We start from the raw sequence: 21,247 nt of genomic DNA on the forward strand, positions 1-21,247 counted from the left end.
CCGACTGGCCCATGCGATTGCCGCGCTGATCGGCGCCAGAGGCGAGCTGCAGGTCGCCGCGCTGAAGCCTGATTCGCTGACGCCAGAAGTGCGTGCGATCCTGAGCAGCATCCGCGTGGGCGGCATGCCGGGCGATCCGGCGCTGGCGCGCGACTGGGGGGAACCGGGGCTGACGCCTGCCGAGCGCCTCTATGGCTGGAACACGATGGAGGTGCTGACCTTTATCACCGGCAACCCGGCGCGGCCGATGAATGCCATTCCCGCCAGCGCCACTGCGGTGTGCCAGCTACGCTTCGTGGTGGGTACCGACTGGCAGCGGCTGGGGGAGCATGTGACTGCCCATCTCGCCGCCGCCGGATTTACCGACGTTGAGGTTGAGGTGCTGCACGGATCGCCTGCGACCCGGTTTGATCCGACCGATCCGCTGGTGGAGTGGGTGCTGGACACGATGGCGACGCTGTGTGAACAGCCTCCGGCATTGCTGCCGAACCTGGGCGGATCGCTGCCCAATGATGTGTTTGCAGATATTCTGGGTTTGCCGACGCTCTGGGTGCCGCACTCCTATCCGGCCTGCGGACAGCATGGCGTCAATGAGCATCTGCTGACGCCAGTCGCGCGTGAAGGGTTGCAGATCATGACCGCGCTGCTGTGGGATCTGGGCGAGCGGGGCGACGCACTCATCGCCCGGGATCGTGCCAGAGCAGGAGAAGCGCAATGAGCAGCCTGAACCCGGCCGTAACGCTTGCGGAGAGCAAACCTGCGCTGCATAAAACGCTGTTTGCCACCTGCATCGGCAATGCACTGGAGTGGTTTGATATTGCGGTGTATGGATTTTTTGCGAGCTATATCGCCCATACCTTTTTTCCGGTCAGCGATCCGGCGGTTTCGCTGCTGCTGACCTTTGGCAGTTTTGGCGTCTCCTTTCTGATCCGCCCGCTGGGGGCAATCGTGCTGGGTAACTACGCCGATCGTCACGGACGCAAGCGGGCGCTGCTGCTCTCAATTAATCTGATGATGCTGGGCGGGGCGATCATTACTTTTATGCCGGGCTACGCGCACATCGGGTTGCTGGCCCCGCTGCTGATCCTGGCCGCGCGGCTGATTCAGGGATTCTCAGCTGGCGGCGAATTTGGCAGCTCAACGGCCTTTCTGGTTGAGCACTATCCTGAGCGTAAAGCCTTTATCGCCAGCTGGCAGTTCGCAACCCAGGGAGCCAGTACGCTGATGGCCTCGGCGTTTGGTCTGGGTCTGACGCAGCTGCTGACCGAAAGTGAAATGCAGGCGTGGGGCTGGCGTATTCCGTTTGCCTTTGGGCTGCTGATTGGCCCGCTGGGCCTTTATATCCGACGCCATGTGCATGAACCCGCAAGCTTTGCTGACCGCCCGCCGGAGCCCGCACCGCTGAAACGCCTGTTCGGGCGTCAGAAGCAGCTGATGCTGCTGGCCATTGGCCTGATGGTGATCTCAACTGCGGTCAACTACATGCTGAACTATGTGCCGACCTGGGCGACGAAAAATCTGCATCTGTCAGGCACCGTGGCCTTCACCGCTACGCTGCTGGGCGGGGTGATCCTGACGCTGATGACACCGCTGATGGGGCTATGGGCCGAGCGCATTGGCCGGGCGCCGCTGATGTGGGGATCGCTGATACTGTTAATGGTCACTATCTGGCCGGCGTTCCGGCTGTTAGCGAACCATACCACGCCGGTCACGCTGATTCTGCTGGTCTGCTGGATGGCGCTGCTGAAGTCGGTCTACTTCTCTGTGGTGCCCTCGGTGATGGCCGATCTCTTTCCTGCGGGCACGCGCGCCAGCGGTATGGCGATCAGCTATAACATTGCCGTTACGGTTTTTGGCGGCTTCGCGCCACTGATCTGTACTTTGCTGATCAGCTGGACGGGAACCAGCCTGGCACCGGGCTATTATCTGATGGCGATGTCGCTGCTGAGCGGGGCAGCCTTACTCTTCAGCCAGAAGCATATACGTTAACGCCGTTGCCACATTTTTGCCTGGCTTTGCCCGCGGCGCCGCAGTGTCGTTTACGATCCCGGCATGGCTGCGCCGCTGGCGATAAACCAGGCCAGAAACGTTACGCCGGCAACGATAATAGCAATGGGAAACAGTAAACCAATCTTCATAGCCAATCCTTATTAAGCGAGCCTGAGCAGCGCGCGATGCGTTTTCATTATGCTGAACAGTTCAAACTGCGTGGCACCCGCGATCTGCCGCAGGCGATCGCCTTTATAGTAATCGATGTGCTGAATGTGCCCGAGCTGACGCCAGACCACAATCGCAGATGCCAGCAGCGCACAGTTCTCTTCGTTCTGAAGGCAATCAACCGTTGCATAGCGGGTGTCATCCAGCGTATTGATAAAAACGCTCAGCGCAGCGGCTGGCACAATCGCCCGGATATCATCCAGCATGACCTGGCTGACGGCGCGCGACAGAACCAGCGTTAATCGTTTACTGTTCATAACCGTCCCTGCGAAGAGCGTCAGCCCGATTATAAAGGGCAAAACGGACAGGATGCGAGGCGTGATGTATAAAAGCGGGATCCGGCAGCGTGCGTCCCTGCTGCTGCCGGTCAGTCAGCTAGCCATTTGAGCGTAACTGCGGATAGCGGCGGAAAATCGCCACGCACCAGAACAGCGAGAAGAGCCCTATCAGCGCTCCGACGTTGCCCACATCCGAAAGCTGCAGATGCTGGCTGACCTGGTTGCCGAGCAGCGCACCGGCTCCGATACCGATATTATAAATTCCGGAGAAGAGCGACATCGCGACATCAGTGGCGTCCGGGGCCAGTGACAACACGCGAACCTGCATCGCCAGACCGATCATCATCATCGCCATGCCCCAGATAATACAGAGGGTAATAATGGCGGTCGGGCGCACCGCAGCAAAGATCAGCAGCCCCATACACAGCGTGATCAGCGCAATGGCAGCGATTAACAGCGCGGAGGGGAAGCGGTTACCCAGCGTACTGAACAGAATACTGCCGAGAATACCCGCAGAGCCGAACAGCAGCAGCAGCAGGGTGGTAAAATTGGCATCTGCGTTCGCCACGACCTGCATAAAGGGCTCAATATAGCTGTAAGCGGTGTAATGTGCCGTGACCACCAGCGTCACCAGCAGATACATCGTGACCAGCGCCGGACGGCGGAACAGCATTGGCACGCTGCTGAGTGAGCCGGTATGTTCGCTTGGCAGACGCGGTAATACGCGCACCAGCAGGATCATCAGTACCAGTGCCGAGAGGCCAATCATGCCAAATGTTGTGCGCCAGCCGAGGTACTGTCCGATCACGCGCCCGATGGGAACCCCCAGCACCATTGCCAGTGCGGTTCCGGTCGCAAGCATACTGAGCGCCTGCGTTTTCTTACCTGCCGGGGCCACCCGGATGGCAAGCGAGGCGGTGATCGACCAGAACACAGCGTGCGACAGCGCAATGCCGATACGGGAAACCACCAGAGAGCGGAAGTCCCATGCAAATGCAGAAAGCACATGGCTGCCGGTAAAGAGAATAAACAGAACCGCCAGCAGCAGACGCCGCTCAACGTTACGCGTCAGCAGCATCAGCGGCAGCGACAGCAGCGCCACTACCCAAGCATAAATGGTGAGCATGATACCCACATCGGCCGTTTTCATCGAAAAGCTTGCTGCAATATCGGAAAGCAGGCCCACCGGGACAAATTCAGTGGTGTTAAAGACAAACGCCGCAATGGCCAGCAGGACAACGCGTAGCCAGGCTGTTTTACGGGAAACGGTAGAAGTTTGCATGAAGTTTAAATTAGTCAGACAGCAGGTTAACGGGAGCAGAGACGCCTCGAAGGTGATCTGCGTCACAAATTAACTCTATTGTGGCTGATGAACCGGCAGATGGAAACCTGCTAAGGCTTTTTTATTCCTCTGTTTACAACCGGCATCAGCCGCAGGCGGGAAAGTGAGCGTGGCGCAGGGCTGCCAGAGCGACGGCATAACGCTCTTTTCATGGCAGCATCACTTCAGACCAGAATTATCAGAGTCACACCATATGTTTCAGGGCCACGCTATTGCAGTGATTCAGGTTTTTTTTTACGCCCACCGGACAGCACTGCTCGCAGCCCATGGCGCCCGGGTAAAATTTACGCGCCTGCTGAATGGCGGCGTTCGGGGCATAAAAGGTGCCAAGAAAGCGCCGGGCAGGGTCGGCTGGCAGGAACGGGCAGCCTTTTGCGTGCACCACATGATTGTCGTTATAACCGGCATGTTTATCGACATAATAAAAAAGCGCCATTAACCACCTCATTGCTGTAAAAAAAAACGTCTTACTATTATTGGAATAGAAAAGATTATAACGATGAATTGCAGTTTTGTTTCAGGTGGACCTGGAGAAAGGCGGTAAAAACGGAGCCGGGACGCTTCGCCCGGCTATAAAAGCGGATCAGAGACGGCGACGCAACAGCAGATAGCCGGTGAGCAGCGCCAGAAGTAATAGCAGCGTAATAAACAGCGTGACGCCCGGCCAGCCGTAACGATGCCAGAACAGGCCGCCGGCCGTACCGGCCAGACTGGATCCCGCATAGTAGCTGAACAGATAAAGCGAAGAGGCCTGGCCTCTGGCGCGCCGGGCACGCGTGCCCACCCAGCCGCTGGCCACGGCGTGTGCGGCAAAAAAACCGGCGGTAAAGAGCATCATACCAGGAATGATTATCCATAAGGCGGGTGCCAGCGTCAGCAGCAGCCCGGCCAGCATAATGGCGATAGCGCTCAGCATGACCGGCCCGCGCCCAAAGCGGCTGGTCATGGCCCCTGCTTTGGGGGAACTCCAGGAGCCGGTGAGATAAACCAGCGACAGTAATCCCACTACCGCCTGGCTGAGAGCCCACGGTGCTCCCAGCAGCCGGTAGCCAATATAGTTAAACAGGGTGACAAACGCGCCCATCAGCAGAAACGCTTCTGCAAACAGCAGCGGCAGCCCGCCGTCGCGCCAGTGCAGGCGGAAGTTGATCATCAGATGACGCGGACGGAGCGAGGCGGGGCGAAAGTGACGTGAAGCGGGCAGGATTTTCCAGAACATCAGTGCCGCCGCCAGCGAGCAGCAACCCACGACACCAATGGCGATACGCCATGAATAAAAATCGGTGATGACCCCGGTGAGCAGGCGCCCGCTCATGCCGCCAATAGAGTTACCGCTGATATAGAGCCCCATAGAAAAAGCCACCACCCGGGGGTGCATCTCTTCACTGAGGTAAGTCATACCGACGGCGGCCACGCCGCTGAGCGACAGGCCGATCAGCGCACGCATCAGCAGAATGGCGTGCCAGCTGTGCATCATGGCCGATAACAGCGTACATAATGCCCCCAGCATCAGCGCCGTCACCATTACCGGCTTACGACCGATAGCGTCTGAGAGCGGACCGGTAAACAGCAGACCCAGCGCCATTAAACCGGTAGAGAGCGACAGCGAAATACTGCTTTGTGCCGGCGTGATGCCGAATTGCTGAGACAGAACCGGCAGAATAGGCTGAACACAATAGAGCAGCGCAAAGGTGGCCAGGCCGGCAGAAAACAGCGCCAGCGTTACCGGCAGGAACTGCGGTGATTCACGCCCGATGCGGGAGGTGGCGGCGCCGGCAGTGAAATCGGGATTGTCACGCACGAACAGCGAGGTAAGGCGGCTCACAGGGTGTCCTTGTTCAGAGAGAATACCTTACTGTAAGAAGCGGTGAATGAGATGTACAATATATTAATCATCTCAACTGATATGTTAAAAATATGAATATTGAGCTGCGTCACCTGCGTTATTTTATCGCTGTTGCTGAGGAGCTGCATTTTGGCCGCGCGGCACGACGTCTCAATATTTCTCAGCCACCGCTCAGCCAGCAGATCCAGCAGCTGGAGCAGAGCATTCAGGCCCGTCTGCTGGTGCGCACCAATCGCAGCGTACAGCTGACGCCCGCCGGTGCCGCTTTCCTGCAGGATGCGCGCGCTATTCTGCTGCAGGTGAACCAGAGTGCGGACCGGGCTGCACGCATTCATCAGGGCCAGCAGGGCGAGCTGCGCATCGGTTTTACCTCATCCGCGCCTTTTACCGGGCTGGTTTCAGACGCGCTGTTTCGTTTTCGCCAGCGCTGGCCGGAAGTGCATATTCATATGCAGGAGTACAACACCCGCCAGCAGCTGACGCCGCTGCTTGATGGCCAGCTCGATCTTGGTGTGATGCGTAATACGCCGCTGCCGGCAGATCTGCATTACCAGCTGCTGCTGCGCGAGCCATTGTATGCCGTGATGCACCGCGATCATGCGCTGGCGAAACACCGCAGTCTCTCCGTACGCGCCCTGGCCGGGGAGCCGTTTATTTTCTTTGACGCGCAAAGCGGTACGGCGCTCTACGGTGACATTCTGGCGCTGCTGCATCGCTATCACGTCAGCCCGGTTGTTACGCAGGAGGCCGGTGAGGCGATGACAATTCTGGGCCTGGTCGCAACCGGGCTGGGGATCTCTGTCTTGCCCGCCGCTTTTGCCCGGGCCCGTCTGGCCGATCTGGTCTGGATCCCGCTGGAGGAGCATGATGCGCGCTCGGAAGTCTGGCTGGTCTGGCCGGCGCTGCGGGAACCCTCCGCGCAGATGCGCAATATGCAGGCGCTGATGCTGGAAAACGCTGAAATCTGACGCAATGCCGGCAGACTGGTTATGGCAATCTGTGCGACCAGTCACATTTTCAGCCAAATAGTTAACGCTCTCCGGCAAAGTACCTCACCATAGCGAATGTTTATTTAGAAGCGCGAAAATATCCGGGAGCAGGGTGTGAATCGGGAGAGTCAGCCGGGTCATATTGACCACATCAAACAGACTAATGCAGGCGTAGTCTATCGTCTGATTGACCAGTATGGGCCGATATCACGTATTGAACTCTCGAAGCGGGCGCAGCTGGCTCCCGCCAGCATCACCAAAATTGTACGTGAAATGCTGGATGCGCATCTGGTACAGGAAACGGAGTTTCAGGAGCCAGGCAGTCGCGGCCGCCCGGCGATCGGCCTCGTACTGGATACGCTGGCGTGGCACTACCTGGCGATACGCATTCAGCCCGGCGTGGTGACGCTGACGCTGCGCGATTTAAGCAGCCGCGCGCTGGAAGAGGATCGTCTGCCGCTGCCCGTGGTCTCTGACGTGCCGCTGCTGCAGACGCTGCAGACGCTGGTGGATGCGTTCTTTATCCGTCATCAGCAGCGGCTGGAGCGTCTGACGGCTATCGCTATCACTGCCCCTGGTCTGATTAATGCGGCTTCCGGCGTGGTCCATCGCATGCCGGGCTATGACGTACAGGATATGCCGCTTGGTGAAACGCTGGCGCAGCGCTCCGGCCTGCCGGTGTTTGTGCAGCATGACATTTCAGCGTGGACGCTGGCAGAGGCGCTGTTTGGCGCGTCGCGCGGCGCGCAGGATGTCATTCAGATTGTGATTGATGAGACCGTAGGCGCAGGCGTTATCAGCGGCGGTCAGCTGCTGCACAAAAGCGGTCGGGCGCTGGTAGAGATAGGGCATACGCAGATCGATCCGTGGGGCCAGCAGTGCTACTGCGGCAACCACGGCTGTCTGGAGACGGTAGCCAGCACCGCCAGCCTGCTGCAGCTGGTCCGGCAGCGACTCGCTCTGCAGTCTGACAGCCCGCTGCATCAGCAGCCGCTGACGCTGGAAAACCTCTGCCGTGCTGCGCAGCAGGGAGACCGGCTGGCACATGATGCGATTGCCGGCGTCGGCCATCACGTCGGACGCATGCTGGCGATGATGGTGAATATTTTCAACCCGCAAAAAATTCTTATCGGTTCACCACTCAATCAGGCCGCAGATGTCCTTTTTCCTGCTGTAAGCAGCACTATCCGCCAGCAGGCGCTGCCCGCTTACAGCCGCGATCTTGAGCTGGTGCCTGCGTTAATGGACGATCCCGGTACGCTGGGAGCTGCAGCGCTCATCAAAGATGCTCTTTATAACGGTCATCTGCTGATCAAACTGCTGCAGGGATAACTGCAGCTCACCTTAAGTTTGCGCTAACGCAAACTGCCTGCTGCGTCAATTATCTACACTGCCTTCTTCGCAGGCTACCCAGGCTGCTTACTGGAAGGAGTGGAACAGGTGAACACGTTATTTGTCACGGCTACGGATACCGGAGCAGGAAAAACGGTCGTTGCATGCGCGCTGCTGCAATCGCTGGCGCAGGCAAACATCTGCGCCGCAGGTTTTAAACCTGTGGCAAAAGAGGCGCGCGCCACGCCGGAAGGATTGCGTAACCGCGATGCAGAACTGCTGCAGCAGGCGTCAGGGCTGACGCTGAGCTATCCGGCTGTTAATCCGGTTATACTGACGGAAAATGAGGCCGGCGCGGGCATCCTGCAGCCCGTCGACTACGCGTTGCTTGACCGGCGTCTGGCAGAGCTGCAGGCGCAGGCCGGATATGTGATCGTTGAGGGCACAGGCGGCTGGCGCAGCCTGATGAACGATCGGCAGCCACTCGCCAGCTGGGTACAGCAACAGCAGCTGCCGGTCGTGCTGGTCGTAGGGATCAAAACGGGGTGCATCAATCATGCGCTGCTGACGGCGGAGGCGATTGTGCATGACGGGCTGACGCTGGCAGGCTGGGTCGCAAACCGTATTAATCCGGGCCTTGCCCATTACGCTGAGATTGTCAGCGTGCTGAGCGACCGGCTCAAGGCGCCGCTACTGGGAGAGCTGCCTTATCTCCCGCGCGCTGAACAGCGCGATCTGACCCGTTATATCAATCCCGGCGCGTTAATCGGGCCGTCGGTGCACTCAGCCAGTGCACACAGCGCCGCCGTATAAAACAACATGCGTATCCAGCTCTGCAGACTCTCCCTGCTGCGTCTGCTTCTGCCGGCAAATTTGCAGCGGGCAGAAGGGCGGAACAGGGCGCGTGCGCCGGTTCAGGCGCACGCCACGTCAGGGATTAAGGCGGCGGCGGGTCCGGCCTGAACTAAGATAGTCCGCGATATAATCCTGTGAGATTTCGCCGCTGTAGCGGCCATTCTCATCGACAATCGGCATCCAGACGGTGTTATGCTCATACAGTTTTGACAGCACCACGCGCAGGTTCTCTTCAGCTTTGCCGGTGACGCGAAAGTGGTGCAGCCTCTCCCCGCAGTGGCCGGCGGCACCGCGCGCCTCGCGACGCTTCACAAAACCAAGCGGCCTGTCATCCTCATCGACCACGGTGACTGAACGCATATCGTTGTCATCCATGGTGGTAAATGCCTCCATAAGCGGCGTGCTGCGGCGTACGGTAATGGCAGGCTGCTGGTCGGTAACGTCGCCTGCCTGTACCAGCAGCAGGCGTTTAAGGGTGCGATCCTGACCGACAAAGGATCCGACAAAGTCGTTTGCGGGTTTTGCCAGCAGCTCATCCGGGCTGGCGCACTGCACGATTTTTCCCTGACCAAATACCGCAATGCGATCGCCGAGCTTTAACGCTTCATCGATATCGTGGCTGACCAGCATGACCGTTTTTTTCAGCTGGCGCTGCATCTCAAGAAACTCATTCTGGATCGCTTCACGGTTTATCGGGTCGACGGCGCCAAAAGGCTCATCCATCAGCAGCACCGGTGGATCGGCAGCCAGTGCCCGGATAACGCCAATGCGCTGCTGCTGACCGCCGGACATTTCACGCGGGTAGCGATGTAAAAACTTAGTCGGGTCCAGCGCCACCATGCTCATCAGCTCCGTGGCTCTTTCGCGGCAGCGCTTTTTATCCCAGCCCAGCATGCGGGGCACCACCGTAATATTCTCCTCAATCGTCATGTTCGGGAACAAACCAATCTGCTGGATCACATAGCCAATATTACGCCGCAGCGTCACCGTGTCCTGACCGCTGGTATCCTCTCCGTTGATATAAATCCGGCCGCCGCTGGCCGGTATCAGGCGGTTGATCATCTTCAGCGTGGTGGTTTTGCCACAGCCGGAAGGGCCCAGCAGCACGCACATTTCGCCTGCCGGTACGTGCAGGCTGACGTTATCTACCGCATTAAAGGCCGTGCCATTTTTCTGCGTAAAAGTTTTCGTCAGGTTTTCCAGTTTAATCATTCGCGAATCCCCTTTGGGGTCAGGGCCAGCTGCAGCCGGTGCAGCAGCCAGTCAAGAAAGATAGCCAGCAGGCAGATCATCAGCGCGCCGGCAATCAGCATGCGCACATCGCTACCGCCGATGCCATCCAGCAGCTGCAATCCGAGACCACCCGCACCGATAACGGCGGCGATCGCCATGACGCCAACGTTCATGACCACCGCCGTACGGATACCGCCAAAAATCACCGGCAGCGCCATCGGGATCTCTACCCAGCGCAGCCGCTGCCAGAAGGTCATACCGATACCGCGTCCCGCTTCGCGCAGCCCGGAGGGCAGATTTTCCAGCGCCGTGTGGGTATTACGCACAATAGGCAGCAGCGAATAGAGAAACACAGCCGTAATCGCAGGCAGGGCGCCGATGCCCTGGCCGATCAGTGAAAAAAGCGGGATCATTAGCCCGAACAGCGCGATGGTAGGGATAGTCAGCACAATAGTGGCAATGCCCAGCACCGGCGTCGCCAGCCATTTAACGCGTACAATCAAAATGCCCAGCGGCACGCCAGCGAGGATGGCAAAGCCAACCGCCACCAGCACCAGCCAGGTGTGCTGCCACGTCAGGCCCAGCAGCATCTGCCAGTTGTCAGTGATGTAATACAGGGTATCCATGGTGTCTCCTTACAGCATGTTGCGGGACTGGAGAAAATCGCGGGCAACCTGAGCGGGTGACTGATGGTCGATATCCACTCGCTTATTCATTTCTGAGATGGCGTCATCAGTGATTAAGGCTGAAAGCTGATTCAGCGCTTTCTCCAGGCCCGGATGGGCAGCGAGCACCTCTTCACGCACCACGGGCGTGACGTTGTAACTGGGAAAGAAGTGCTTATCATCCTGTAATACCAGCAGGTCAAAGCCCTTCACCCGGCCATCGGTGGTGTAGATCAGACCAGCGTCCACAAACCCGTCACGCACTGCGTTATAGACCAGTCCGGGGTCCATCTGGCGAATTTGCGGACGATCCAGCGGTAGCTGATAAACTTTTTGCAACGGCTTCAGTCCATCGGAGCGGCCCGCAAATTCCAGATCCAGCCCCAGCCGCCAGTTATGCTCCGGATCGTTCCTGCGCACCTGTTCCATTTTGCTGACCAGCTGCGACAGGGTGGTAATACCCTCCTGCTCTGCGCGACATCGCTGCATGGCGAAAGCGTAGGTATTGTTCATGGGTGCCGGTTTAAGCCAGACCAGCCCCTGTTTTGCATCGAGCTTTTTCACTGTCGCCCACGCCTGCTCAGGGGACATGGGCTTACTGATATGGTTAAAAATAATGAGCGAGGTGCCGGTATATTCCCATGTCATATCAATCTGTTTATTGATCATGGCATTACGGCTGATGGTGGTGGCAATATTGGTCTTTGGGATGATCTTAAATCCGTTTTTCTGCAGCCATAAAACGGTCAGGGCAGACAAAATATGTTGTTCAGTAAAGCTTTTGGTGGAGAGCGTAACGGGCGCAGCAGCCATTGCTGACTGAGTCAGCAGCAGCGCAGTGCTCAGCGCCAGCACAGCATTGCGCAGCCAGCGGGAAAGCGGCCTGGTGAGGATCATCAAAACGTGCTCCATGGGTTAAGTTGCAGCGTGTGGCGAAAGAATGCGGCCCAGCGCGGCCAGCAGCATATCCAGGATCAGGGCTATCAGCGCGGTGGCGGCCGCGCCCAGAATCAGCGTCGGGAAATCGTTCAGATAAATTCCGGGGAAAATCAGTTCGCCGTAGCTGCTCGCGCCTATCAAAAAGGCCAGCGGCGCGGTGCCGACGTTAATCGCTGTGGCGATGCGCACCCCGGCCAATATCACCGGCAGCGCGTCCGGCAGCTCAACCTGGCGCAGCCGCTGCAGGCGGGTCATGCCAATGCCTTTTGCCGCTTCAATCAGCGCAGGGGGGACCGCGCACAGGCCGGCATAGGTATTGCGCACAATGGGCAGCAGCGAGGCGAGGAACAGGGCAATCAGCGCCGGCTGTTCACCGATGCCCACAACCACCATGGCCAGCGCCAGCACGGCCAGAGGCGGGAGGGTATTGCCTACGTTGAATATCTGCATAACATATTCAGCCCGGCGTCGTGCAAAAGGACGGCTCAGCACAATCCCGGAAGGGATCCCCACCAGCAGTGCGCAGAGCATGGACCAGAAAACCAGCCAGAGATGCTGCTGACCGAGATAAATCAGATCGGTCTGGCGGGCACGCAGCGTATCCGGACCGAGTCCCCAGACCAGCAGCGCGACGAGTACTAAAAGTGTGAGAAGAGCCAATCCGGTGCGCCGGATCAGCGATGCGTGAGGCATAACCGTTTTCTCCCTGAATAAATACAACAATCAGCTATGATTGCTCTGCTGAGCGGCAGGATAAGGGGCCGCGTTCGATAGCAAAATTTTATGGTTAAAAGGCAGATTGACCGCGCTAAAGCTTCGTAAATTCACATGTAATTAACCGTACGGCTAAAAATCTATAGCAATCTCTGATCGGCAAAGCCAGCATTTAGCGCAAAAAACAGCGGGTAGGGTGCGGGCAAAACGGCATGCAGCCCGCGCGGGATATGGGATGCTATGACAATAAAAAAAACTCATCGAAAAAGGTTACCCTGTCACATAAACGCTGGCTGGCGCATTGTGTGGCTGAACCAAAAGATTAACCGGTATAAGGAGCGTTATGTCAGAGCACGCTGAAGTTTTGCGCAGCCATCGTCCATGGATCCTGTTTGCCTGTATGCTGGCGATGTTTATGGCCGCGATTGAGGTCACTATTGTCGCCACGGCCATGCCCACGATAATTGCCGATCTTGGCGGCTTTGCGCAGTTTGGCTGGGTGTTTTCTATTTATCTGCTGACACAGGCGGTCAGCGTGCCGCTTTATGGGCGTTTAGCCGATATATGGGGACGTAAGCGGCTCTTTTTTGTCGGAGTGTCGCTGTTTTTGTTCGGCTCAGTGCTGTGCGGCTTTGCCCATACCATGACATGGCTCATTCTGTTTCGCGCGTTTCAGGGGCTGGGGGCAGGCGCAATCATGCCGCTGACCACCACTATTGTGGCGGATATCTATTCCCCGCGTGAACGCGCCACTGTGCAGGGCTGGCTCTCCAGCGTCTGGGGCGTGGCGGCGATTATCGGGCCGCTTAGCGGCGCGTGGCTGGTGCAGCATTTCAGCTGGGCGGTGATATTCTGGGTCAATGTACCGGTAGGCCTGATCTCAATGCTGCTGCTGGCGCGCTTCCTTCCCGCACGCCAGGCCTCTGTGTCAGGTGCGCTGAATATCACCGGCAGCTGCTGGCTGATGATCAGCGTCACCGCGCTGCTGGTGGCGCTGCTGCAGGCGGAAGCGCTCGGCTACTGGCTGCTGCTCTTCCTGCTGCTGGCAGGCGTGGCTGGCTGGCGTCTTAAACGGCACGAGCAGCAGACGGCGGCGCCGCTCTTCCCGCTCGCGCTGTGGCGCAGCCGCCTGATTGTGGCGGGCAATGCCGGTAACCTGATTATTGGTGCAACCATGATGGGTATCAGCGCGTTTCTGCCAACCTGGATCCAGGGGATCACCGGCGGCACGCCGCTGCAGGCGGGTAGTGCGCTGGCGATGATGTCAATCGGCTGGCCGATTGCCAGTACGCTGAGCGGTCGCCTGATGCTCGTAACCTCTTACCGCTTTACCGCTCAGCTCGGCGCACTGTTACTGATTGCCGGCAGCGCGTTGCTGCTGCTGCTCCATGCAGACAGCTCCGTACTGCAGGCGGGCTTCACGGCCTTTGTTATCGGCACCGGCATGGGCATGACCAGCACCACATTTCTGGTCTCCGTACAAAACCATGCGCAATATGAGATCCGCGGTATCTGCACTGCTTCCATTATGTTCAGCCGGATGCTGGGTTCGGCGCTGGGAACCGCTCTGATGGGGGCGGTTTTAAATATCAACCTGGCGCAGCGGCTGCCGCAGGCGAACGATCCCATGCAAAAAATCATGTCGCCGGAGAGTCGTGAGGCGCTGCCGGTGGCAGAACTGCAGCTCTGGACAACTGAGATTGCAGCCTCGCTGCACTGGGTATTTATCGTGGCCTTGCTGATTGCGCTGCTGACGGTGTGGATCGCCTGGCTGATGCCGCGTCAGCGGCCGGAGACGGAATAACAGGTGAAAAACCGGGGCAGACGCTGCCCCGGTTGCGGTTACTGCGCTGACATATCCTGCGAGCTGCCGGCGCTGTCGGGCGCGCTGCCGTCTGCATCCCGCATATTCTTTTTATAAACAATTTTTTGCGTATCGTTTTCACAGTGGCCGACCACCTGACCACCCGCCTGATCGGCCTGATCGTTTGGCACGATGTCCAGCGTAAAATCTGACTCCGCCACGCCGTTGCTGACAATTTTTTTGCTGATATCGGCACGAACGCTGTCGCAGGAGGCCTGAGCCATCAGCGGCAGCGTCATAGCACCCAGCAGCAGTACCAGAGAACCCTTTTTCATCGCTAACTCCTTGTTGACTGTCTCTCTGAACACTATAGCAGCACAGCTGCGTTACGGCGCGACCGGGCGACCGGTCCGGCGATCAAGGCAGCGCAGGGTATTCTCTTCCCAGTAAGCGTTAACGTTATAGCTCTTGTCGCAGGCGTCGCGGGTATCAAACGCGCGGTCTGCTTTATCAAACTCTTTCTCTGTCCGGGTATTAATTTTGCTGCGCAGATTGCGGGTATCGTTCCACTGCTCTTTACTCTGGCGCGCGGCTTCGTTGCTGGCCGCACTGTTGCCATCTTCCACAATCAGGCGATCGGTGCGCGCGATGGCAAGGGGAGCGGTCAACAGCACACTGGCCGACAGTAACGCCGTAAACAGAACAGAAGCATAATTTTTCATGGTGTTGTCCTTCAGTCAGACCCGGTCAGCCATAGGAGGCTGTCTCTGTAACAGCCCCTAGTATATCATCGCGCTTTTACTGCTCACCAGCGGTGTGCAGTTTGTTGAGGTAACAGAGAGCAGGGTTATGCTGATCCAGACCACACTATTGTTTTTCATTACGGCGGTTGCAGAGATCACTGGCTGTTTCCTGCCCTGGCTCTGGCTGCGTAAAGGAATGAGCGCATGGCTGCTGCTGCCTGCCACCGCCAGTCTGGCGCTGTTTGTCTGGCTGCTCACGCTGCATCCGGCAGCAAGCGGACGGGTATATGCGGCATACGGAGGCGTCTATGTGTTTACGGCTCTGATCTGGCTGCGGGTGGTAGATGGGGTACGCCTGAGCGCATGGGACTGGACTGGCGCGCTGATAGCGCTGTGCGGCATGCTGATTATGGTGACAGGCTGGGGAAAAGCCTGACAGCGTCACCCGGCAGAGACAAGTGACGCTGTCACATAAAATCAGTGCGCTTTATGCACTTTCAGGCCGGCAGTGGTCTGGCTGACCGGCATGATCTCCAGCGTATTGATGTTCACATGCGCTGGCAGCGTGGTAACCCAGTAAACCGCTTCGGTAACATCTTCCGCGGTTAGTGCTGTCGTGCCTTCATACACGGCGCCGGCGCGATCGTCATCGCCTTTGAAGCGCACGTTAGAAAACTCCGTTCCGCCAACCAGGCCTGGCTCAATATCGGTCACACGCAGCGCGGTGCCGTGCAGATCGGTCCGCAGATTCAGGCTGAACTGACGCACAAATGCTTTGGTTGCGCCATAAACGTTGCCGCCCGCATAGGGCCAGCTGCCGGCAATTGAACCGATGTTCACGATATGTCCGACGTTGCGCTCTACCATGGCGGGCAGCAGCGCCCGGGTCATGTATACCAGGCCTTTTGTATTGGTATCGATCATGTTATCCCAGTCATCGACACTGGCTTTGTGAGCCGGCTCAGTGCCCAGCGCCAGGCCCGCGTTGTTGACCAGTACATCAATAGTGCGCCATTCAGCCGGAAGCGCAGCCACAATGTCATCGATTGCGGCACGATCGCGCACATCAAGCTGAACGGTATAGAGGTTTTCACCCAGCTCATCCTTCAGCGCCTGCAGTCGTTCAGCGCGCCGTCCGCTGGCGATCACTTTATGGCCTGTGGCAATGAAGCGGCGGGTGATACTTTCACCAAAACCCGCAGTAGCACCGGTAACAAAAATAATCATCTCACTGTTCCTTAACTGTTTTCAGGTAGTCCGCGTTAACCATATCACCATCACTTCCTGCCTGCTGAAAAAAAGCAGTCTGCCGCCGGTGTGCATTAACCGGGTGCAGGGCTGCACCGTGATGAGGCGTAACGGGACAGAGTAAGTCGTTGCGCCCGGCATCTGAACACGGTGCAAAGCGGCGTAATCGGTTGCGCATTCGTTTGCTTTTAATGTTTATCTAACCTCATGATTTGGATGAATAATTCAGAGGTGGCACAGCCTTTGCACTATCGGTTTATCTTACTGAGAGGATGAGCTATGAACGCTGACAATGAGACGCTGCTGCGCGCCAGTTTTTTTGATTTTACCCGCACGGTGGACCAGCCGGAGGCGCTGAGTGACGCCGCACGCTATCTTGCTGATGGCGTGCTGACACTGCGTGCAGGAAAAATTGTCAGCCTGCAAAGCTGGAGCAGCGCGGCGCATCAGGTTGACCACAGGCAGGTAACGGATCTGCGCGGTAAGCTGATTGTGCCGGGGTTTATCGATACCCATATTCACTATCCGCAGACGGAAATGATGGGGGCGTTCGGTGAACAGCTGCTGACCTGGCTGAATACCTATACCTTTCCGGTCGAGCAGCAGTATCACTGTGCCACCCATGCGGCAAAGATGTCCGCTTTTTTCCTGCAGCAGCTGCTGGCTAACGGTACCACTACCGCGCTGGTGTTCGGCACGGTGCATCCGCAGTCGGTTGAGGCGCTGTTCAGCGCGGCAGAGCGGCTCAGCATGCGGCTCATTGCCGGTAAAGTGATGATGGATCGCAACGCGCCCGACTACCTTACCGAAACGCCCGAAACGAGTTATCAGCAGACGCGGGCGCTGATAGCGCGCTGGCACCGGCGCGGCCGTCTTGGCTATGCGCTGACGCCACGCTTTGCGCCGACCTCTTCGCCACAGCTGCTGGAACGGGTGCGCCAGCTGCGAACTGAGTTTCCCGATACCTGGCTGCATACGCACCTGAGTGAAAATCCGCAGGAGGTGGCGTGGGTCAGAGAGCTTTTTCCCGAGCGCAACGGCTATCTCGATGTCTATCACCACTACCAGCTCACGGGCGCACGCAGCGTATTTGCCCACTGCCTGCATCTGCAGGATCATGAGTGGCAGTGCCTGCACGACACCGGTTCAGCCATCGCGTTTTGTCCTACTTCAAATCTGTTTCTTGGCAGCGGGCTGTTTGATCTCAAACGCTGCTGGCAGGAGAACGTGCGCATGGGGATCGGTACCGATGTCGGCGCAGGCACCACGTTCAACCTGCTGCAGACGCTGGGCGAAGCGTATAAAGTGGGGCAGCTGCAGCACTATAAGCTGACCGCCTGTGAAGCGCTGTATCGCGCCACGCTTGGCGGAGCGCAGGCGCTGGATCTCGATGAGAAAATCGGCAACTTTACTCCCGGTAAAGAGGCCGATTTTGTCGTGCTGGATCCGGCAGTATCACCGCTGCAGCAGCTGCGTCATGGCAACAGTAAAGATATCTTCGAGCAGCTGTTTGTCCTGATGACGCTTGGCGACGATCGCAACATTGCGCAGACCTGGGTAAACGGCCGGCCGGTGTGGCAAAAAGAGACGACTGACAGCGTGCAGAGTTGTTGCCCGCAAACCGGCGTGCCAGGATAAAGGCTCTCTGCCGCAGGCTTTTGCGGCGTTGCTGATTATCAGGAGCGATAATGAACCGATCCGCCAATCCCTTTTTTACCGCCAGCACGCTGCCGTATCAGGCACCGCCGTTTGATCAGATAAGCGAAGGCGATTTTCTGCCCGCGCTGGAAGCGGGCATCGAAGAGAAACGCCGCGAAGTTGCCGCGATTGTCGCAAACCCGGCACCGCCGGACTTTGCCAATACGTTTGAAGCGCTGGAGCGCAGCGGCCTCTTACTGAGCCGGGTGTGGCAGGTCTTTTCAGCCATGACGGCAGCGAATACGTCGCCGCGGCTGCAGGAGGTGGAAGAGATGATTACGCCGGCACTGGCGGCGCTGCACGATGAGATCTACCTGAACAGCGCGCTCTTTGCCCGGCTGGATGCTGTCTGGCAGCAGCGAGGCACCGCCTGCCCGGACGCGGAGGCCGTGCGGCTCACGGAAGTCACGCGACAGGCATTTCAGCTGGCCGGTGCCGGCCTGAGCGATGACGAAAAACAGCGGCTGCGCGCCATTAATCAGGAGCTGGCGGGTCTCAGCACCCGCTTTGGTAACCGGCTCCTGGCAGCGACGCAGTCGGCGGCCTATACCGTCAGCAGCGCAGAGGCGCTGGCGGGACTCAGCGACGCAGCGCTTGAACAGGCACGCGCCGCGGCGGCCGCGCGCGGTCTTGATAACCAGTGGCTGATCCCGCTGCAAAACACGACGCAGCAGCCGGCGCTGACCCGGTTAACCATCCGCGCCACGCGGGAAGCGCTGTTTGAACAGGCGCTGAGCCGCTGTGAACGCAACGATGAGAATGATACGCGGCAGCTGGTTTCACGCATGGCGCAGCTGCGCGCGAAGCAGGCAGCGCTGCTGGGCTATAGCAGCTATGCGGCGTGGAACCTGCAGGATCAGATGGCGAAAACGCCGGATGCTGCGCTGAGCTTTATGCGCAATATTGTGCCGGCCGCCCGCCAGCGCGCCGGGCGCGAGGCCGACGATATCTCACAGCTGATGGCAGAGCAGCAGCAATCATTTGAACTGCGCGCCTGGGACTGGAATTTCTACGCAGAGCAGGTGCGTCAGGCGAAGTATGACCTGGATGAAGATACCATTCGTCCCTGGTTCGCGCTGGATAACGTACTGGAGCGCGGCGTATTCTGGGCCGCCACGCAGCTTTACGGTTTACGGTTCAGTCAGCGCCACGATCTGCCGGTTTATCATCCGGATGTGTGCGTCTATGAGATTTTCGATGCCGATGAGACGCCGCTGGCGCTGTTTTACACCGACTTTTTTGCCCGCGATAACAAAAGCGGCGGGGCCTGGATGGGCAACTTTGTGGACCAGTCTGCGCTGCTGGATCAGAAACCGGTGATCTACAACGTCTGCAACTATACCAAACCGCAGCCTGGTCAGCCGGCGCTGCTGAGCTGGGATGAGGTTATCACGCTGTTCCACGAATTTGGTCATGCGCTGCATGGTCTGTTTGCAAACCAGCGCTACGCCAGCCTCTCCGGTACGGCCACGCCCCGCGACTTCGTGGAGTTTCCGTCGCAAATCAATGAACACTGGGCCAGTCACGAAGCGGTATTTGCCAGCTATGCGCGTCACTGGGAAACCGGGGAGCCGATGCCCGCTGCACTGCGCGAAAAAATGGTGCAGGCCGCCACCTTTAATAAAGGTTATGACATGACCGAACTGCTGGCGGCGGCGCTGCTGGATCTGCAGTGGCATTCACTTTCCGCGCACGATAAGCCGCAGGATGTGGAACATTTTGAACGTCAGGCGCTGCAGGCAGAAAATATCGCGCTCGCAGCGGTGCCGCCGCGCTATCGCTCCAGCTATTTTCGTCACATCTGGGGAGGAGGGTATGCGGCGGGTTACTACGCCTATATCTGGACGCAGATGCTGGCTGACGATGGCTATCAGGCGTTTACTGAACGTGGCGGCCTGACGCGGGAAAACGGGCAGCGCTTCCGCGAGCAGGTGTTGTCACGCGGAAACAGCAGCGATCTGCAGCATGTCTGGCTGAGCTGGCGCGGTAAAGCGCCAGAGATTGAGCCGATGCTGCGTCATCGCGGGCTGAGTACAGAGTAGGGCAGAGGCGGTGGCCCGTTACCCCATCGGGCCACCGCTAATCGTGTCGCACATCCCAGCCAGCACCCGTTCGCCGCTTTCAGTTTTTAACGCCTCATACCAGGCTGCCGTCAGCGCGGGCTCCTTGCCGTGCGTTATATCGCAGCGCTTGCGTGCTTTTAGCACCAGGTCGCGGGTACGATCCAGCCGGCGCGCCTCATAGCGCAGCAGCGCATCTTCCACGCCCAGTGAGTGTGTTGCCAGCGTCTGGGCCAGCACGACGGCATCTTCCATTGCCGCGCAGCCGCCCTGGCCAATGTCGGGCGTGGTGCTATGGGCTGCATCACCCAGCAGCGCCATGCGTCCGCGTACGAAGCGGGTAAAGGGATCGGTATCGTGGATTTCGACCCGGTTGGTGGTCAGCGGGTCGAGCTGCGCAATCAGCCGCTGCACCGGTTCAGCCCAGCCAGCGAAATAGCCGCTGAGATCGGCGCGCAGCGTGGTGCGATCCTGAGCAAGACCGGCAGGTAACGGCACATCGAAGAAAAAGTAGAAGCGATTTCCGGCGATAGGCATCAGTGACACGCGTTTGCCGTCGCCGACAAAGGTGGTCCACTGATCGGCGGGAGCAATCGCCTCATCTGCGGTAATAAGCCCGTTCCAGTTTACATAGCCCGCATAGCGGCGCGTCACGCGCTCACCCAGAACCGCCTCGCGCAGCACCGAGTGCGTGCCGTCTGCCGCAACCAGCAGGTCGCCTGCGGCTTCGCTGCCGTCGGCAAAAAACGCGGTAACGCCCTGTGACGTCTGTTCAGCATGCGTAACCCGTCTGCCAAAGCGAACGCGCGCCCGGCCATAATTATCAAGCAGCATCGCCTGCAGCCCGGCGCGGGAAACCGGCGCAGGATATTCACCGGTTTGCTGCACCAGCGGGGCAAGGCTGAAACGCGTCAGCGGCGCACCGCTGCGCGCATCGTGATAAGCCATCCAGGCCATATTACCGCTGAGTGCGCGCAGCGGCTGTTTCAGGCCGAGCGAATTAAGACACTTTACCCCGTTTGGCCAGACGGAAATGGCTGCGCCAACCGGTTTCATCTCCGCAACGGCCTCATAGACTTCCGTTTCAAAGCCTGCCCGTTCCAGGGCGATGGCGGCACTCATCCCGCCGATACCGGCGCCAATAATAATTATTTTCATCATAGTCTCCTGTGCTCAGACAGATAGCACTGCAACTTCTGTACCAGATGCGCGACGATCGGCAATCTATTGAATAACCTGATATTTAATAGATTGTACAGGGTGATGAAACGATTGTTGCAGTGC

General features: G+C 58.4%; 21 protein-coding genes and 1 pseudogene. 9 read left to right on the forward strand and 13 right to left on the reverse strand.

The window, feature by feature from the left end; all coding sequences use genetic code 11:
* Together BBA90_RS11960 and BBA90_RS11965 are read left to right on the forward strand one after the other, a co-directional pair.
* Positions 1–718, forward strand: a pseudogene (locus tag BBA90_RS11960) (M20 peptidase family dipeptidase); the annotation flags it as partial.
* Positions 715–1,989 carry an MFS transporter gene (locus tag BBA90_RS11965; protein WP_065649333.1) on the forward strand — a complete coding sequence of 425 codons (1,275 nt, stop codon included), beginning with the start codon at positions 715–717 and terminating at the stop codon, positions 1,987–1,989. The pseudogene BBA90_RS11960 and the gene BBA90_RS11965, both read left to right, overlap by 4 nt.
* Before the next feature lie 50 nt (positions 1,990–2,039).
* On the opposite strand, the gene BBA90_RS19175 is transcribed toward BBA90_RS11965, so the two are convergent.
* The 5 genes from BBA90_RS19175 to BBA90_RS11985 all read right to left on the reverse strand — a co-directional run bounded on the left by BBA90_RS19175 (position 2,040) and on the right by BBA90_RS11985 (position 5,662).
* Complete coding sequence (locus BBA90_RS19175) at positions 2,040–2,138, reverse strand: YoaK family small membrane protein (RefSeq protein ID WP_139074195.1); 99 nt, start codon at positions 2,136–2,138, stop codon at positions 2,040–2,042.
* A 12-nt stretch (positions 2,139–2,150) separates the two neighbouring features.
* Positions 2,151–2,474: a hypothetical protein gene (locus BBA90_RS11970; RefSeq protein WP_065649334.1), complete on the reverse strand. Its 324-nt coding sequence runs from the start codon at positions 2,472–2,474 to the stop codon at positions 2,151–2,153.
* 118 nt (positions 2,475–2,592) lie between these two features.
* Positions 2,593–3,777 (reverse strand): sugar transporter, encoded by a 1,185-nt coding sequence (locus BBA90_RS11975; protein WP_065650469.1) that lies wholly within the window; start codon positions 3,775–3,777, stop codon positions 2,593–2,595.
* Between the two features lie 244 nt (positions 3,778–4,021).
* A complete protein-coding gene (locus BBA90_RS11980; protein WP_065649335.1) occupies positions 4,022–4,273 on the reverse strand; it encodes a hypothetical protein in 252 nt (83 codons plus the stop codon).
* A gap of 147 nt (positions 4,274–4,420) precedes the next feature.
* Complete coding sequence (locus BBA90_RS11985; RefSeq protein WP_065649336.1) at positions 4,421–5,662, reverse strand: MFS transporter; 1,242 nt, start codon at positions 5,660–5,662, stop codon at positions 4,421–4,423.
* A 92-nt stretch (positions 5,663–5,754) separates the two neighbouring features.
* On the opposite strand from BBA90_RS11985, the gene BBA90_RS11990 reads away from it, so the two are divergent.
* From BBA90_RS11990 to bioD, 3 genes are all read left to right on the forward strand, one after another.
* Positions 5,755–6,651: a LysR family transcriptional regulator gene (locus BBA90_RS11990; RefSeq protein ID WP_065649337.1), complete on the forward strand. Its 897-nt coding sequence runs from the start codon at positions 5,755–5,757 to the stop codon at positions 6,649–6,651.
* A 135-nt stretch (positions 6,652–6,786) separates the two neighbouring features.
* Positions 6,787–8,004, forward strand: a complete 1,218-nt coding sequence (gene mlc / locus BBA90_RS11995) for a sugar metabolism global transcriptional regulator Mlc (RefSeq protein WP_065649338.1) — start codon at positions 6,787–6,789, stop codon at positions 8,002–8,004.
* 108 nt (positions 8,005–8,112) lie between these two features.
* Positions 8,113–8,817, forward strand: coding sequence for a dethiobiotin synthase (gene bioD, locus BBA90_RS12000; protein WP_065649339.1), 705 nt, complete (start codon positions 8,113–8,115; stop codon positions 8,815–8,817).
* A 117-nt stretch (positions 8,818–8,934) separates the two neighbouring features.
* On the opposite strand, the gene osmV is transcribed toward bioD, so the two are convergent.
* Genes osmV through BBA90_RS12020 form a run of 4 tightly spaced genes read right to left on the reverse strand, consistent with a single transcriptional unit; the run spans position 8,935 to position 12,389 of the window.
* Positions 8,935–10,071: an osmoprotectant ABC transporter ATP-binding protein OsmV gene (gene osmV / locus BBA90_RS12005; RefSeq protein WP_065649340.1), complete on the reverse strand. Its 1,137-nt coding sequence runs from the start codon at positions 10,069–10,071 to the stop codon at positions 8,935–8,937.
* The gene (osmW, locus tag BBA90_RS12010) at positions 10,068–10,718 is read right to left on the reverse strand and encodes an osmoprotectant ABC transporter permease OsmW (protein WP_065649341.1); all 651 of its coding nucleotides are present in this window, start codon (positions 10,716–10,718) and stop codon (positions 10,068–10,070) included. Before osmW ends, osmV begins: the two co-directional genes overlap by 4 nt.
* 9 nt (positions 10,719–10,727) lie before the next feature.
* The gene (locus BBA90_RS12015; protein WP_065649342.1) at positions 10,728–11,654 is read right to left on the reverse strand and encodes a glycine betaine ABC transporter substrate-binding protein; all 927 of its coding nucleotides are present in this window, start codon (positions 11,652–11,654) and stop codon (positions 10,728–10,730) included.
* An 18-nt stretch (positions 11,655–11,672) separates the two neighbouring features.
* The gene (locus BBA90_RS12020) at positions 11,673–12,389 is read right to left on the reverse strand and encodes an ABC transporter permease (protein ID WP_065649343.1); all 717 of its coding nucleotides are present in this window, start codon (positions 12,387–12,389) and stop codon (positions 11,673–11,675) included.
* A gap of 364 nt (positions 12,390–12,753) precedes the next feature.
* Between BBA90_RS12020 and BBA90_RS12025 the strand changes: the two genes are divergently transcribed.
* Complete coding sequence (locus BBA90_RS12025; protein ID WP_065649344.1) at positions 12,754–14,214, forward strand: MDR family MFS transporter; 1,461 nt, start codon at positions 12,754–12,756, stop codon at positions 14,212–14,214.
* A 38-nt stretch (positions 14,215–14,252) separates the two neighbouring features.
* Here BBA90_RS12025 and BBA90_RS12030 read toward each other — a convergent pair whose 3' ends face one another.
* Both BBA90_RS12030 and BBA90_RS12035 read right to left on the reverse strand, forming a co-directional pair.
* Positions 14,253–14,549 (reverse strand): DUF1161 domain-containing protein, encoded by a 297-nt coding sequence (locus tag BBA90_RS12030; RefSeq protein WP_065649345.1) that lies wholly within the window; start codon positions 14,547–14,549, stop codon positions 14,253–14,255.
* Between the two features lie 51 nt (positions 14,550–14,600).
* Positions 14,601–14,936 (reverse strand): DUF1283 family protein, encoded by a 336-nt coding sequence (locus tag BBA90_RS12035; protein WP_065649346.1) that lies wholly within the window; start codon positions 14,934–14,936, stop codon positions 14,601–14,603.
* 127 nt (positions 14,937–15,063) lie between these two features.
* On the opposite strand from BBA90_RS12035, the gene BBA90_RS12040 reads away from it, so the two are divergent.
* Positions 15,064–15,393 carry a YnfA family protein gene (locus tag BBA90_RS12040; protein ID WP_075050743.1) on the forward strand — a complete coding sequence of 110 codons (330 nt, stop codon included), beginning with the start codon at positions 15,064–15,066 and terminating at the stop codon, positions 15,391–15,393.
* Between the two features lie 41 nt (positions 15,394–15,434).
* Here BBA90_RS12040 and ydfG read toward each other — a convergent pair whose 3' ends face one another.
* Complete coding sequence (ydfG, locus tag BBA90_RS12045; protein ID WP_065649347.1) at positions 15,435–16,184, reverse strand: bifunctional NADP-dependent 3-hydroxy acid dehydrogenase/3-hydroxypropionate dehydrogenase YdfG; 750 nt, start codon at positions 16,182–16,184, stop codon at positions 15,435–15,437.
* Between the two features lie 300 nt (positions 16,185–16,484).
* Here ydfG and guaD point away from each other — a divergent pair, with 300 nt between their 5' ends.
* The gene (gene guaD / locus BBA90_RS12055; protein WP_065649349.1) at positions 16,485–17,843 is read left to right on the forward strand and encodes a guanine deaminase; all 1,359 of its coding nucleotides are present in this window, start codon (positions 16,485–16,487) and stop codon (positions 17,841–17,843) included.
* 50 nt (positions 17,844–17,893) lie between these two features.
* Complete coding sequence (gene dcp / locus BBA90_RS12060; protein WP_065649350.1) at positions 17,894–19,945, forward strand: peptidyl-dipeptidase Dcp; 2,052 nt, start codon at positions 17,894–17,896, stop codon at positions 19,943–19,945.
* A gap of 18 nt (positions 19,946–19,963) precedes the next feature.
* On the opposite strand, the gene hpxO is transcribed toward dcp, so the two are convergent.
* Entirely contained in the window at positions 19,964–21,121 is a 1,158-nt protein-coding gene (gene hpxO / locus BBA90_RS12065; protein WP_065649351.1) for an FAD-dependent urate hydroxylase HpxO, read from the reverse strand.
* Positions 21,122–21,247: the final 126 nt, after the last annotated feature.

Origin of the sequence: Pantoea eucrina (assembly GCF_001691555.1) — a bacterium.
In the GTDB taxonomy this organism is placed as follows: Bacteria; Pseudomonadota; Gammaproteobacteria; order Enterobacterales; family Enterobacteriaceae; genus Pantoea; species Pantoea borealis.